This is a genomic window from Trichococcus sp. (assembly GCF_055118575.1).
The window spans coordinates 1-14433 of record NZ_JBSQPW010000001.1 but is presented as its reverse complement, the minus strand read 5'-3'; the positions used below and the strand labels follow the sequence as shown (position 1 = coordinate 14433).

Sequence of the window (14433 nt, the reverse complement as noted above, 5' to 3'; positions counted from 1 at the left end):
TTATATCATACGGAAAGGAAGCGTTACTATGATTGGCAGCGGATACTCCGTTAAAAAGCCATTAAAATCCGGTGAAAAAACAGCCGTGCATTCTGTCATTCCGACAGCCTTTTCGCTATAATGAGAGGCAAGCTTTCATCAAGCAATAGAGAAAGGGGATCGTCATGAGCCATACATTCAGAAGCATTTTCGATATCATCGGGCCGGTGATGGTCGGCCCTTCCAGTTCGCATACCGCAGGCGCCTTGGCGTTGGGGAAAGCGGCAGCACAACTATTCGAGGTTAAGCCGAAAAAGGTCACGATCCATTACTACGAGTCGTTCTCGGATACCCATCTCGGGCACGGAACCGATTTCGCCATCCTCGGCGGCATACTTGGTTTTGCGGCAGATGATCCGATGATTCCGCAATCCCTGAAGATGGCAGATTCCCAAAAAATCGCGGTGACGTTCATCGAAGAAATCGGCGAATCTCCCGTGGGCCATCCGAATACAGCTACAATGGTGTTGGAGCGGGACAAGAAAAAAATTTCCGTTACGGGTAGCTCCATCGGGGGCGGTTCTATCGTTCTGAACCATGTCGCTATCGACAACTTTTCGATGCGTTTGGATGCGCATCTGCCTATCTATTTCATCCATCAGAATACGCTCCAATACCATCTTTACAGCGAAGCGGAATGGCAGAACTATTTCGCGTCCAAAGGCTATCCGTTGCAGGACATCCGCATCTTCAGGGAAAAGGATACCGAATGGGTTGTCCTTTATCTGGATACGGTCCCCACCAAAGAAATGATCTATGAAATCAACGATTTGCCTTTCATCGAAAAGGCGATATTGATCAGTTAGGAAAGAAGGAATTTCGCTTTGTACAATAAAATAGCAGACCTGGTGAGAGCCGCGGAGGAAAGCGGCAAACCGATTTCCGAATTGATGCTGCTGCAGGAAATGGCCAAGAGCCATCGAACGCGTACGGAAATTTGGGAACAGATGCGCAACAATTACCAAGTCATGAAAGCCGCAGTCGAAAAAGGTTTGGCTGGTGATGGCGTGTTTTCCCCCACTGGGTTGACAGGCGGTGAAGCCGTGAAACTGCGGAACTACCGCCAACGCGGCAAAACGCTTTCCGGCGATGATCTGCTGATCGCGGTGGAGAGCGCCATCGCCACGAACGAAGTCAATGCTTCCTTAGGCATCATCTGCGCCACTCCGACTGCCGGCTCGTCCGGGACATTGCCCGGTGTAATGTTCGCCATCAAAGACAAATTGGGTCTGACCGAAGATCAGATGGTTCAAATGCTTTTCTGCGCCAGCGGCTTTGGTATGGTGATCGCCAATAACGCGATGATTTCCGGTGCCGCTGGAGGCTGCCAAGCCGAAGTCGGCAGCGCCTCCGGAATGGCCGCAGCTGCCGCGGTTGAAATCGCTGGCGGTACGCCTGAACAGGCATCGGAAGCGATGGCGATGGCCATCAGCAATCTGCTCGGCCTCGTCTGTGATCCGGTTGCCGGGCTTGTCGAGATTCCTTGCGTCAAGCGCAATGCGATCGGTGCGGTCAATGCCCTGATCAGCGCCGATATGGCCTTGGCCGGGCTGACGAACAAGATCCCCGCTGATGATGTGATCGAAGCAATGCGCAAAGTCGGCAAAAACCTTCCCGCCTCTTTGCGTGAAACCGGCTTGGGCGGCCTCGCCGCCACCCGCGAAGGCGTCCGCCTGAAAATGATGATCTTCGGCCAGCAGCTGGAAATCAAGCCGGAATGGGTGGACGACCAAGCACCTGTCAAAGTGAATCCGTTCGAATGACGGACGTCTCTCTCCTAATTGATAGACCTGATATTCAGCGTGCTGTGTCCGCGTAACTGCCAGGAATGTCCGATAACTCGAAAGAATCGGACAGCCAGAACACAATCCTATCAAATAAAAGAAGAACAGCTATCTCACTCGGAGACAGCTGTTCTTCTTTATTAGTGTTAGTCTTTTGCAGCGATGGCTTCGATTTCGATGACGGCATCTTTCGGTAATGCGGCAACCTGCACCAAAGAACGGGCTGGTTTGTGTTCGCCGAAGAAGGCAGTGTACGCGCCGTTGATGGCGTCGAAATCATTGATATCCTTCACGAAAACATTGACTTTCACGATTGATTCCAACGAACCGCCGCCCGCTTTGATGATCGTCAGCACATTGTTGAGGCTGGCAGTCGTCGCTGCTGCAGGGTCGGTTACAAGCTCCTTCGTTTCCATATCGATCGGCAATTGACCGGATGAGAAGATGAAGCCGTTCTTTCTTGTTCCTTGCGAATATGGTCCGATCGCTGCGGGCGCTTTGTCTGTACTGATGAATTTAGTCAAGAAATTCCCCTCTTTCCTTTTAATCTTATTTTAATGATAGCACATCCCAGCACGTATTGTGAAGCGTAATTTCTTGAACCGACTGTTTAAGAATAGTCTGAAAGCGGCCACCAAACCAATGCATCCCAACTGATTTCAATCAGAAACCTTAGCAACAGAGATTTCCCCCGTCAAATTTTTGATGTTTTCTCCCCCTGAAACAGCTCTCCCCAAATCATATAATCCCCGATAACGCCCAAAGCTGCCATAATACATGACGACATTCCCCCAAGGTTCAAAATATGCAAGTGTGTCGGCAGGGCCTTCTGCACTTGGAGTGTTGCTGGTATTCAGCTTTGTCGGCGGATAAAATATTTTTTCGTTGTTCCCGTAATTCTCCACCCTTATTTTCAGCGGCAGCTGATTATAGAGTGACTCTGCTGCAGCACTATTATTCAGCATAAATACAACGGTATGCGAGTTATCTTGCACTTGTATTTGCATTTTATCCTCTCCTGTTTCAATAAATTCTTGTATGTCTCTATGCAATCTTATCTCTTAACCTAAAGATCAAGTCAATAGTTTTCTCCAGGAATTGAATTTATGCTCAAGAAACCCGCCAAAAGCATTTTGGCGGGTTAAATCAGTTCAAATCCCGTTCAGAAACCCCACCGAAACCAACTTGGCGGGGAAAAACGGCTACGGACAACACGAGATTCCCCGCGAAAACCTCTTTGGCGGGGAGTCCCGACGCGGGTTCACGTCATCTCGAATATTTTAAATATTATTTCCTGTACATCTTGATTTCAAGAAACAAGTCATTGTACGTCCCCAAGGTTTTGGCTCCCAAGTTTTCGTAGACTTCGAGTTTGTCCATGATTTCGTTGGAAGGGTAGAATTGCTCGTCGCTCGTGATTTCGGGATCCATCAGTTCGATTGCGATTCGGTTCGGTGTGGCGTAGCCGACATATTCCGCGTTGATGGCTGCGTTTTCCGGTTCCAGCATGAAGTTGATGAAGGCATACGCGCCGTCGATATTCTGGGCTGTCTTCGGTATGACGATGTTGTCGAACCAAAGATTGGAGCCTTCCTCAGGGATCACGTAATGAAGATTTTCATTTTCCCAAAGCATCTCGCTGGCTTCGCCCGAGAAAGTGACTGCGATGGCCGCTTCCTCCTGGATCATATACATCTTGATTTCATCAGCAACGATTGCCTTCACGTTTGGCGTGATACTTTTTAGTTTCTCAGCGATTTCTCCCAAAATGATCGGGTCTGTCTCGTTCAATGAGTACCCTTCACTTTGGAGGCCCAGCCCCATCACTTCTCGCGCTCCATCGATCAAAAGCAGACTGTTCGCATAGTCCGGATTCCACAAATCGGACCATGAAGTCGGCACCTTCGTCACCAATTTATCGTTATAGATGATGCCCAAAGTTCCCCAGAAATAAGGAATGGAATATTTGTTGCCTTCATCGAAAGGCAAATCCAGGAAGCGCGGATCGATGTTCTCCAGACCCTTGATCTTCGAATGGTCCAATTCGATCAGCAAGTCCTCTTCGGCCATCTTGTCGATCATGTACTCTGAAGGGATACTCAGATCGTAAGCCGTTCCACCTTGTTTTACTTTGGTGTACATCGCCTCATTCGAATCGAACGTCTCATAAGAAACTTTGTAGCCAGTCTCCTCCTCGAATTTCGTAATAAGCTCCGGTTCGATATAATCACCCCAGTTGTAGATTGTCAGCGTATTCCCGTCCGAAAAGCCTTGCGCTCTGTTCAAAGCGTTGATTCCAAAAGCGATTGCCGCACAAGCAAGCAAGATAACAGCCGCCATTCCCATTAATTTTTTCATCCTCTTTTCACCATCCGTTCCGAATCGGCGCTTTTTCCGATCGCCTTCATTTGCTGCGCATGCTTATTGTGCCCGTACTGTTGAATGAAATAGTAGCCCAGGACCAAAAGCAGCGTAAACAGGAACATCAGCGCACTGAGGGCATTGATTTCCAGGCTGACTCCACGGCGCGCCCGCGAATAGATTTCCACCGCTAAAGTAGTGAAGCCATTCCCAGTCACGAAAAAAGTCACCGCAAAATCATCCAAGGAATAGGTAAAGGCCATAAAGAAGCCGCTCAGGATTCCGGGAGTGATACTAGGGATCAGGATTCTGCTGAAAACCTGACCGCTGCTGGCCCCCAGATCCTGAGCCGCGCTGATCATCGAATCATTCATCTCATAAAGTTTCGGCAGTACCATCAGTACGACGATCGGAATCGAAAACGCAATATGCGAGAGCAGTACAGATGAAAATCCCAACGAAAAGCCGAGCATCGTGAACAGGATCAGTAGGCTGGCACCGATGATGACATCAGGTGAAACCATCAGCACGTTGTTCAGGCTCAAGAGCATATTCTTTCTATTACGCTTTTTCGTGTAGTATATGAAAATTGCACCCATCGTTCCTATAGCAGTCGCGATAAGGGACGAAAGCAAGGCCACTAAGAAGGTATTCAAAACGATGCCGATCAAACGCGTATCTTCAAATACGGCTTGGTAATGCTCCCAGGTGAAGCCGGTAAAATCGTTCATGGTCCCGCCGGCATTGAACGAATAAAAAATCAGATAAAAGATCGGCAGGTACAGAATCGTAAAAACGAGTCCAAGAAAGGCATTGTTCCACTTCGTGTTGGCTGTTCCCTTCATTTAGATCCCCTGCCCTTCTTCTTTTTTTCGCTCGTAACAGTCATGATAGCGATCATGCTGATGATCAGGATGACGCCAATCGTGGATCCCATCCCCCAGTTCTGGGTGACGAGAAAATGTTGTTCCACAGCGGTTCCCAACGTGATTACCCGGTTTCCCCCGATCAGCCGCGTCAGCATGAACAACGACAGCGATGGAATGAAAACAGCCTGGAAACCGCTGCGCACGCCGCTCAACGTCAAAGGAAAGATGACCCTCGTCAGAGTCTGCATCCTTGTCGCACCCAAGTCTTCGCTGGCTACGATAAGTGACGGCTTCAGTTCTTCGATCGAATTGAAGATCGGCAGGATCATGAATGGCAGCTCGATATAAGCCGCGACAAAAATGAAACTGAAGTCGGTGAACAGGATTTGCTGCGGACTTATCCCCATGAAGCCAAGGAATTGATTGACCGTCCCGCTCTGGCTGAACAAGCCGATGAATGCATAGGCCTTGAGCAAGAGATTGATCCATGTAGGCAGAATGATCAGGGACAGCCAAAGCTGCTTGTGCTTCGTCCGACTCAGGAACAAAGCGGTCGGATAACTGATCAGGAACGTGACGAGGGTGATGATGAGCGCATAAAGGAACGAATTCAAGGTCATCCGCAGATAATTTCCCGAACTGAAATAGGTCGCGTAGTTGGAAAACGTGAAGGCCCCGGTGATATCGAAAAAGGATTGATACAGGATCAACAACATCGGGGAAATCACAAACAGTCCCAGCCACAGTAAATAAGGAACGGAATAGAACGCTCTAGAATTTTTCGTCATAGCTCTTCCCCCTACTCTTCATAGCTTTCGAGACGGGCATCGAACTCTTCTTCGGATTCGCCCAGACGCATGACATGGATATCCTGTGGCCCGAAATGAAGCCCGACATCTTTGCCGATTTCTGCACTTTTAGTGGAGTGGATCATCCACTCGTTTCCATCCTTGTCGTAGCCGATGATCTCGTAGTGGACGCCGCGGAACAGTTGTGTATCAATATTCACGACCAATTTCCCATTTTCGACAGACGTCAGTTCCAAATCTTCCGGTCGGATGACGATTTCGATTTTTTCACCCGGCGTGATTCCGGCATCGGAACATTCGAACTCTTTGCCTACGAAACGGACTTTAAAGTCCTCAACCATCGTACCCGGAACGATATTACTTTCACCGATGAAATCTGCGACGAATCGATCGATCGGCTCGTCGTAAATGTCGACAGGCGTTCCGCTCTGGACAATTGCACCCTTGTTCATGACAAATATCCAATCGCTCATGGCCAATGCTTCTTCCTGATCATGCGTGACAAAAATGAAAGTGATGCCAAGACGCTGTTGCAATTCCCTAAGTTCATATTGCATGTCCGTGCGCAATTTCAAGTCCAACGCCGACAAGGGTTCATCCAGGAGCAACACATCCGGTTCGTTGACTATCGCTCTGGCGATTGCAACCCGCTGTTGTTGGCCGCCAGACATTTCACTGATTTCACGGTTTTCATAGCCTTCAAGTTGGACCATTTTTAAGGCTTCTTTCACCTTTTGTATGATTTGGTCCTTAGGCATTTTCTTGATCGTTAATCCGAATGCAATGTTATCGAAAACATTCATGTGGGGAAATAAGGCATAGTCCTGGAAAACCGTATTGACTTTGCGTCGGTTCGCTGGAATGTGATTTACGGTTTCGCCATTGATTTTGATGACGCCTTCCGATGCGTCCGCGAAGCCGGCTATCAAACGCAGGATTGTTGTTTTTCCACAGCCGGAGGGGCCCAACAGAGTATAGAATTTGCCTTTTTCTAGCTCAAAGTTAATATCGTGCAACACAGTTTCATCATCGTACACTTTTTTTACATTCTCCAAAGTGATGATCGGTTTATCAGTCATTTTCTCACGCCTTTGTCATTAATTTGTCGAAGCATAATACAGCAGACTTCCATTGCCCAGCGGCACTCAATACTTTCATGTTAACATATAACACGATTATTATATAAGAAGCTGTCCCATTTATAGTGAAACCCGTGCAAAAAACGCCAGAAATCAGCATCCTGGCGTTAGGGACTTATATGAATTTTATCAGAAAAGGCGCGCGGCCCGATCGTAGTAGACAAATTTTTCCGTAAAGGAATAAGGGTCCGTCATTCCGATCTGGTTTGCGAAGGTGAACAAGGTGGTCTCCTTCAATGAGGCGATCTGGATCAACCTCGGATTGATCAGGACAAAGGCTGAACTCGTATCAGCCACAATCTTCCCTTTGGCCATGACGACCGCTCTGCGTGTGTATTCCAGCATCAAGTGCATATCATGCGTTACGATCACAACGGTCACACCGTTCTGATGGATCCGCTGGAGAAAATGCATAATGTCTTTGTAATGGCTGAAATCCTGTCCCGCTGCCGGCTCATCCAAGATAATCAACTCCGGATCCAACGCCAACACGGCTGCAATCGAAACCCGCTTCAGCTGACCGAAACTCAGCATCGATAACGGCAAATATTTGATGTATTGCAGTCCGCAAACTTTTGCAACTTCATCGACTTTCCTTTCGATCTCTTCCTCAGGCATATTGCGCTGTTTCAGCTTCAAAGCAATCTCTTCATACACGGTTTCTTGTGAAAGACTGTCTTTCGGGTTCTGCGGAACGTAGCCGACATAGTTTTCCGCTTCACCTGCATCGATGACACTGACTTCATGGCCTTTCCAGTAGATACGGCCACTTTGCGGTTTTTCCTCTCCGGTCATCAAACGGGAAAGCGTCGATTTGCCGGCGCCGTTTGCACCGACCAAACTGAGCATTTCTCCTTTGTAGATGCGGAGATAGGCTCCGTCGACGATATCTTCGTCGTTCCAAGGATACTTGAACGACAAGCCATCCAGTTCCAGAAGCACTTCATCATAATCGGGATACCTGAATTGCGGCAGATAATTTAACCAGCTTTCCATTTGCTGCTTTAATTGCGGCCCGTTCACCTTTTTCACATTCGCGAGCTCCCGGACATTGTCCAGATCGACTCCTGCATAGCGCATGGCCGTGATGTAAAGTGGTTCCCTGATGCCGATATCGCTCAAAATTTCCGTGCGGAGTATCTCTTCCGGCGTCGCATCTGCGATGATCCGCCCGCCGGAAAAAAGCAGGATACGGTCGATTGGTTGTGCCAAGACATCCTCCAGCCGATGTTCGATGATGATGACGGTCGTGTCGCTGACTCGGTGAAGATCTTCAATGAATTTCATTGCCAAATCCCCGGAGTTCGGGTCCAAATTCGCCAATGGCTCATCGAATAAAATTAAAGGTTTGCCATCCAATGAAATGCCGGCCATTGTGATATCACCTAGTTGCTGTTCCGATAATTTCATAAAACTGCGCTTCAGATAAGGGCGTTTCTTCAAAAAGGCATGCCAATTATCCATTTTCTTCAAATCTTCCGCTGTACGGAACGGAATCTGTTGCTTCAATCCAAATTTTCCCATTTGATCTGCGTGGGGAATCAGACTGTTCTTAACCAATTTCATTTCATTCGGAAGAAAATCTTCAAAGGGGGCTACTGTCTGATCTACCTGATGGTGAAAGAGGATGTTTCCGATCGCATCGCCGTTTTCTTCGCTCGGCAACACGCCTGTGAGGCAACGGGCAAAGGTCGTTTTCCCGGAGCCGCTAGGGCCGAGCACAAGTATTTTTTCTCCTTCATAGATGGTGACATTCAGTTCTTCCAACGTCGGTTCCTTTTGATCTGAATAGGTGAAACTAAAGTTCTGAAAAGATATCAGTGGTCTTCGCATGGCTATCCTCCTTCGTTATATTCAAAAAAATAATTGAGTGCTATCCAAAAAAGAGCTGAATGTTCACACCCAGCCTTCTTTTAACCTATACGCTTCCCACTGTATCCTCTCCGATGATCCGGACTTCCGTTTCCAATGGCACGCCATAATGTTCCATTATGACTTCTTTAATATGTGCAATCAGTTCAATGTAGTCGGTCGCTGTAGCCTGGTTGATGTTCACGATGAAGCCTGCATGCTTCATCGACACCTGTGCACCACCCCAAATCAAGCCTTGCAGTCCTGCTTCCTGGATCAATTTTCCTGTGAAATAGCCAGTTGGTCGTTTGAAGACACTGCCGCAGGAAGGATATTCCAACGGCTGCTTCGATTCGCGCAAAGCTGTCAATTCATCCATTCGGTCTTTGATCGCTTCGTACTTGCCTTTTTCCAGATGGAAAACGACTTCCAGAACGATTTCATTCGTTTCCTGCAGTTTGCTGTGGCGATAGGAAAAGTCAAGTTCATCCTTCGCATATGTTTTGATTTCGCCTTCGCGTGTGATCACCACTACCGATTCGATGACTTCTTCAACCTCACCGTCATAGGCTCCGGCATTCATGTAGACTGCTCCACCGACGCTGCCGGGAATGCCGCAAGCGAATTCCAAGCCGCTCAGCCGCTCAGCTAATGCCATCCGGGAAGCATCGATCAGGCGTGCACCGCTTTGAACGATCAAACGATGACGCTTCACTTCCATGTGATCCATTTCCGTCAGGATCATGACGATGCCGCGAATGCCACCATCCTTGATGATGACATTGCTGGAATTGCCCAATACCGTCAAAGGCACTTTTTTCTCGTTCACCCATGCGACGATTGCCGCAACTTCATCTTTTGTTTTAGGAAAGACCAACACATCCGCCGGGCCACCTGTTTTTGTGTATGTATAATGTGATAATTTTTCGTTTTCTTTAACAATCGTTTCAGGAAACTGTTGTTTTATTTCCGTCCCCAACATGCATTTCACCCACTAATTTTATTATGTAGTCCATTTTAACATCACTTGATACCGATTTGTATCAAATTAGTAAGCGGCAGCAATTAATTATATTTTTCTAATCAAAGATTAATCAAAATTTAACCAAAAACATTTCCGCACCTGTTCATGCTATTTTAACACAAGTTTATGAAAAAATTTACATTTTAATGAATTTGAAACACTTTGTCACATTGCACTATTTTTTGTCCCTGCTCCAGTCTTCTTGCATGCGATTCAACCGCTTGGGTATGGTAAAATATGACAGATAACAGAAAAAGGAGGCTGCTTCATGCAACCGAAACAAACCAGAAATGGCATCACATTCACTTTATTGTCCATCATTTATCCGCTTTACCTCTTCACTACTAAAGATCCCGGTTCGGTATCCACTACATCGCTGGTATTGGCGCTGTTTTTGCCGATCGTCGGAACGGTTTTTGCGCTGAACATCCCGGAGCCGAAGATGAAGTGGACACTGTCCACCATCAATCTGATCATCTTCATCCTGTTCCTCTACTATACGATTGCATTGCGTTAAGGAAGGTGGAAACAAAATGGAACTGACATTTGTCTCATGGAATGTCAATGGCTTGAGGGCTATCGTAAACAAGAATTTTGCGGATGTTTTTTCGGATTTCGATGCTGATTTCTTCTGTCTGCAGGAAACAAAATTGCAGGAAGGTCAGATTGAGCTTACTTTCCCAGGATATGAATCCTATTGGAATTATGCGGATCGCAAAGGCTATTCCGGTACGGCCATCTTCACAAAGCACACGCCTCTTGCTGTAAGGTTAGGTATAGGCATAGGTGAACACGATTCGGAAGGTCGCGTCATCACTTTGGAATATGGCGATTTCTTTTTGGTCACCGTCTACACGCCCAATTCCCAGGAGCAGCTGAAGCGGTTGGATTACCGGATGGCCTGGGAAACCGCCTTTCTGGCTTATCTAAAAGGGTTGGAAACGACAAAACCAGTCATCGTCTGCGGTGACCTCAACGTCGCCCACGAAAACATCGACCTGAAGAATTGGAAAACGAACCGCAAAAACGCGGGCTTTTCGGACGAGGAACGCGCCAAATTCAGCGAAGTGGTCGCCAATGGTTTCATCGACACGTTCCGCCATTTCCATCCGGATGCGGAAGGCAGATATTCCTGGTGGAGCTATCGCTTCAATGCCCGCAAAAACAATGCCGGTTGGCGGATCGACTACTTCCTCGTATCAGAATCTTTGAAGGATGTATTGGTCGACGCGGACATCCATGAAAATATCTTCGGCAGCGACCATTGCCCGGTATCGCTGAAGCTTTCGCTGTAGTCCGGGCGCGATAGAATCGAAAAAGCAATCAGTAGGGAGGAATGGAATATGGATTTTCAAAATCGTGTGGTCGTGGTGACCGGCGGGGCGAAAGGCATCGGTCGGGCCACGGTAGAATCTTTTTTGAATGCGGGTGCCGCTGTCGCATTCGTGGATACGGATAAAGAAGCCGGGGACAAAATCGTTTCGCATTGCGAAGCGGGCGACGTGTATTTCCATCACGGGGATATCGCAATGGAAGATGTCCTGTATGCTTTTGCCGAAGCCGTCAAGCAACGCTTTGGCAGAGTCGATTATCTGGTGAACAACGCCTGCGTCAGCAAAAAAGGAATCTTGTCGCAGTGCTCCTACCAGGACTTCAATTACGTCATGGCTTTGGGCGTCACGGCTCCGTACCTGTTGACGAGCTTGTTTTTACCGGTGTTCACAGCTGACGCCTCGGTCGTGAACATCGCATCAAGCCGCGGTTTCATGTCGCAAAAGGATACCGAAAGTTACTCGGCAGCTAAAGGTGGCATTCTTTCCTTGACGCACGCCCTCAGTATTTCATTGGCCGGGAAAGCCCGTATCAATTCCATCAGCCCAGGGTGGATCGACACGGGTTCCTTCCATAATGAGGAGGATTACCACCCTCAGTACGAGGCAGCGGATCTGCTGCAGCATCCTGTCAGGCGTGTCGGTGTACCGGATGATATCGTGCAGACGATCCATTTCCTCTGCAGCGATGCGGCAGGGTTCATCACCGGACAGAACTTCACTGTCGACGGCGGAATGTCCAAGCTGATGATTTACCACAACGACCACGGCTGGACCTACAACCCCGAAGCCGAGTGATCAGCCTGGTTGGGTGAACGCGCATGCTGAAATACCCACAAAAATAAGCAGGACGACCTTCATATGAAAGGTATCCTGCTTATTTCTGTTATCCGGTCCGAATCAATTCGGTCGGCCTTATTTTCCCGGAAACTGCTTCACGAACCATTGTGCAGCCAACTCGGCAACCTGTTCGAGTGTCCCGGCTTCTTCGAACAGGTGGGTGGCTCCCGGAATATTGTTGCGCACACTGTGTCGGCTGCTGCCGCTGCCGTGAGCAAAAATGACAAGGCCTTTCGGGTCTCTGTGCAGGACCAGATCACCCATCAAGGTGACGCCAGCACCGGTTATCTTGACTGCCTTTTCTGGATCACTCATCTGCCTTCTCCTCCTTCACATGCATACTTCGGAGCAAGGCGACGACCTCCTTGTCGTCAAGCTGATCGAAGCGGACATAGTAGGCCCCCACCGCTCCGAGATAGTTATCCGTCCGCTCCAAGGCAACGACTGCATCCACCATCTGGTCCATCTTTTTTGCGGTATCCTCCGGCGTGACCGGAACCGCCACGATGATACGTTTCGGATTCCGCTTTTTGAGGGCTGCTATTGAGGCGAACATCGTGAATCCGGTCGCGATGCCGTCGTCCACGATGATGGCCGTTTTTCCTTCGAGGGACTGGATGTTCGCTGCTCCGATATATGTTTCCCTGCGCCGTTTGATTTCTTGACGAAGTCGCTTCAGCTCCCATTCCAACCAATGCTTATCCAGCACCCCATGTTCGCCCGGAATGAAGATCGGATCCGCATCTTCTGTGATGGCACCGATGGCATACTCAGGATTGAACGGGTGTCCAATTTTTTTCGTGATGAGTAAATCAAGCGGTGCGGCCAATTTTTTGGCGATTTCAACACCCAAAGGAACTCCACCTCGAGGCAAAGCAAAGACAACAATAGCTTCTCCGCGGTACTTCTCCAAAGCCTCCGCCAGCAGCATGCCGGCCTCTTTACGATCGGTAAATAACATACCTTTCCCTCCTTGTCCGGCAATATCTTCCCATTGACTGAAACAAGTGCATGTTGTTCGACTGTTTTCCGACTTTCACTGCAATTTTTCTGCAGTCTTTTCTCAACCAAATCATAGCACGCAAACGTCCCAAGGAGGAGCAATAACACTTCTGGATCAGTTGATACTTTGCTTCAATGCTTCAAGATTATCCAGCATGACCGAAATATAATCCGAACCACTTTCCTGGTCCTCTTTGGTGATCCCTTCGAGAGGACTCAACACCGCCAATTCGACGCCGACCTCTTCCGCAAGCGTCTCCGCGGTCTGTGAAGAAGCGTTGTTCTCAAAATAAATATGCGAAATATTGTTGGCTTTCACGTAATCGGAAAGTGTCGCCAAAGCAGCCGCACTCGGCTCAGTTTCGGCATTCAGCCCCGTTATGGCCAGTTGAACAAGATCATAGCGGTCCGCCAAATAGGCGAAGGCAGCATGTTGGGTTACGAAAGTACGATTTTCCGCTCCCTCAAAAGCAGCACGGTAAGCTTCATCCAACTCATTCAGTTTTCCGATATACGTTTCAGCATTTTCCAAATAATTCTCAGCATGATCCGCATCCGCTTGGGCCAATCCTTCTGCAATGGCCGTTACTTCTGTCTCTGCCAAAACAGGATCCAACCAAACGTGCGGATCGACTGTATGGGTATGTCCAGTTTCCGCATCTTCTTCCTCGGACTCGTGATCATGCGCGTGCGCTTCGCCTTCATACTCCAACAGTGTAATCGCTTCGCTTGCACAAATGACCAGCATATCCGAAGTATCGAGGGATGCCAGTACATCCGGGACCCATGTCTCCATCTCTGGACTATTGTAAATGAATACATCTGCGTCCTGGATTTCAGCGATCATTTGGCTCGATGGCTCAAAGGAATGGACTTCCATTCCTGCTTCCAACAATAGGCTCACATCGGCATCGTCCTGCGCAACTTGTTTCGTAAAATCGTACATCGGATAAAATGTCGTTACGACCTGCAACTTGTCCTTCTCCGTATCCGCACCGCCTCCAACCGCCATTTCGTTGTTTGCTCCGCATCCTGCCAATAATGCTGTTGTCCCCAATAGTGACAACGTCCACTTCATACACCTTTTTCGTTTCATGTTTCTTAACCTCCGCCTTCTCAAATGGACTATCCGAAATCGGATAATGATTTCATGTTACAAATCGTAACGATTACGATTTAAAGGATAGCTTAAAGATTTTGCGGATGCAAGCATTTTTTGTCAAATAATTTATTCCTTCATAAGTACAAATTTTTGTGCGCAACACATTAACGTACCCAACAAGCGAATCAAAACCACCCGTGTGAACGGGTGGTTTGCTCTGCGGCTGAAAGCCTTTGTTACTAACCAACCCCTAAAGGGGCTCTGAATGGTTCGCCAATTGTA

16 protein-coding genes are annotated in these 14433 nt (G+C 48.1%); 5 read left to right on the top strand and 11 right to left on the bottom strand.

Going from position 1 to position 14433, the window contains the following annotated elements; all coding sequences use genetic code 11:
• Window positions 1–164: 164 nt before the first annotated feature.
• Together ACTCCX_RS00080 and sdaAA are read left to right on the top strand one after the other, a co-directional pair.
• Window positions 165–845 (top strand): serine dehydratase beta chain, encoded by a 681-nt coding sequence (locus ACTCCX_RS00080; RefSeq protein WP_463274165.1) that lies wholly within the window; start codon window positions 165–167, stop codon window positions 843–845.
• Window positions 846–863: 18 nt separating this feature from the next.
• The gene (sdaAA, locus tag ACTCCX_RS00075; RefSeq protein WP_463274164.1) at window positions 864–1802 is read left to right on the top strand and encodes an L-serine ammonia-lyase, iron-sulfur-dependent, subunit alpha; all 939 of its coding nucleotides are present in this window, start codon (window positions 864–866) and stop codon (window positions 1800–1802) included.
• A gap of 167 nt (window positions 1803–1969) precedes the next feature.
• Here the strand turns inward: sdaAA and ACTCCX_RS00070 are convergent, their stop codons facing one another.
• From ACTCCX_RS00070 to murB, 8 genes are all read right to left on the bottom strand, one after another.
• Window positions 1970–2347: a Rid family detoxifying hydrolase gene (locus tag ACTCCX_RS00070; RefSeq protein ID WP_463274163.1), complete on the bottom strand. Its 378-nt coding sequence runs from the start codon at window positions 2345–2347 to the stop codon at window positions 1970–1972.
• Window positions 2348–2482: 135 nt separating this feature from the next.
• Window positions 2483–2875 (bottom strand): cyclophilin-like fold protein, encoded by a 393-nt coding sequence (locus tag ACTCCX_RS00065; RefSeq protein ID WP_463274162.1) that lies wholly within the window; start codon window positions 2873–2875, stop codon window positions 2483–2485.
• 235 nt (window positions 2876–3110) lie between these two features.
• The gene (locus ACTCCX_RS00060; protein ID WP_463274161.1) at window positions 3111–4181 is read right to left on the bottom strand and encodes an ABC transporter substrate-binding protein; all 1071 of its coding nucleotides are present in this window, start codon (window positions 4179–4181) and stop codon (window positions 3111–3113) included.
• Window positions 4178–5029 (bottom strand): ABC transporter permease, encoded by an 852-nt coding sequence (locus tag ACTCCX_RS00055; protein WP_463274160.1) that lies wholly within the window; start codon window positions 5027–5029, stop codon window positions 4178–4180. The genes ACTCCX_RS00060 and ACTCCX_RS00055 overlap by 4 nt, the downstream gene beginning before the upstream one ends.
• Complete coding sequence (locus tag ACTCCX_RS00050; protein WP_463274159.1) at window positions 5026–5841, bottom strand: ABC transporter permease; 816 nt, start codon at window positions 5839–5841, stop codon at window positions 5026–5028. The genes ACTCCX_RS00055 and ACTCCX_RS00050 overlap by 4 nt, the downstream gene beginning before the upstream one ends.
• Window positions 5842–5852: 11 nt before the next feature.
• On the bottom strand, window positions 5853–6941 hold the full coding sequence (locus ACTCCX_RS00045) for an ABC transporter ATP-binding protein (protein ID WP_463274158.1): 1089 nt from the start codon (window positions 6939–6941) through the stop codon (window positions 5853–5855).
• A 189-nt stretch (window positions 6942–7130) separates the two neighbouring features.
• Window positions 7131–8834, bottom strand: coding sequence for an ABC transporter ATP-binding protein (locus ACTCCX_RS00040; RefSeq protein ID WP_463274157.1), 1704 nt, complete (start codon window positions 8832–8834; stop codon window positions 7131–7133).
• A gap of 85 nt (window positions 8835–8919) precedes the next feature.
• Entirely contained in the window at window positions 8920–9834 is a 915-nt protein-coding gene (gene murB / locus ACTCCX_RS00035; RefSeq protein ID WP_463274156.1) for a UDP-N-acetylmuramate dehydrogenase, read from the bottom strand.
• Window positions 9835–10144: 310 nt separating this feature from the next.
• Here murB and ACTCCX_RS00030 point away from each other — a divergent pair, with 310 nt between their 5' ends.
• The 3 genes from ACTCCX_RS00030 to ACTCCX_RS00020 are packed head-to-tail and all read left to right on the top strand — an operon-like array spanning window position 10145 to window position 12005.
• Window positions 10145–10393 carry a hypothetical protein gene (locus ACTCCX_RS00030; protein ID WP_463274155.1) on the top strand — a complete coding sequence of 83 codons (249 nt, stop codon included), beginning with the start codon at window positions 10145–10147 and terminating at the stop codon, window positions 10391–10393.
• Between the two features lie 22 nt (window positions 10394–10415).
• Window positions 10416–11171 (top strand): exodeoxyribonuclease III, encoded by a 756-nt coding sequence (locus ACTCCX_RS00025; RefSeq protein ID WP_463274244.1) that lies wholly within the window; start codon window positions 10416–10418, stop codon window positions 11169–11171.
• 48 nt (window positions 11172–11219) lie between these two features.
• Window positions 11220–12005, top strand: a complete 786-nt coding sequence (locus ACTCCX_RS00020) for an SDR family oxidoreductase (RefSeq protein WP_463274154.1) — start codon at window positions 11220–11222, stop codon at window positions 12003–12005.
• A 117-nt stretch (window positions 12006–12122) separates the two neighbouring features.
• Here ACTCCX_RS00020 and ACTCCX_RS00015 read toward each other — a convergent pair whose 3' ends face one another.
• The 3 genes from ACTCCX_RS00015 to ACTCCX_RS00005 form a co-directional block, all read right to left on the bottom strand.
• On the bottom strand, window positions 12123–12362 hold the full coding sequence (locus tag ACTCCX_RS00015) for a hypothetical protein (protein WP_463274153.1): 240 nt from the start codon (window positions 12360–12362) through the stop codon (window positions 12123–12125).
• Window positions 12355–13008 (bottom strand): phosphoribosyltransferase, encoded by a 654-nt coding sequence (locus ACTCCX_RS00010; RefSeq protein ID WP_463274152.1) that lies wholly within the window; start codon window positions 13006–13008, stop codon window positions 12355–12357. Before ACTCCX_RS00010 ends, ACTCCX_RS00015 begins: the two co-directional genes overlap by 8 nt.
• A 156-nt stretch (window positions 13009–13164) precedes the next feature.
• Window positions 13165–14145 carry a metal ABC transporter substrate-binding protein gene (locus tag ACTCCX_RS00005; RefSeq protein WP_463274151.1) on the bottom strand — a complete coding sequence of 327 codons (981 nt, stop codon included), beginning with the start codon at window positions 14143–14145 and terminating at the stop codon, window positions 13165–13167.
• Window positions 14146–14433 lie beyond the last annotated feature (288 nt).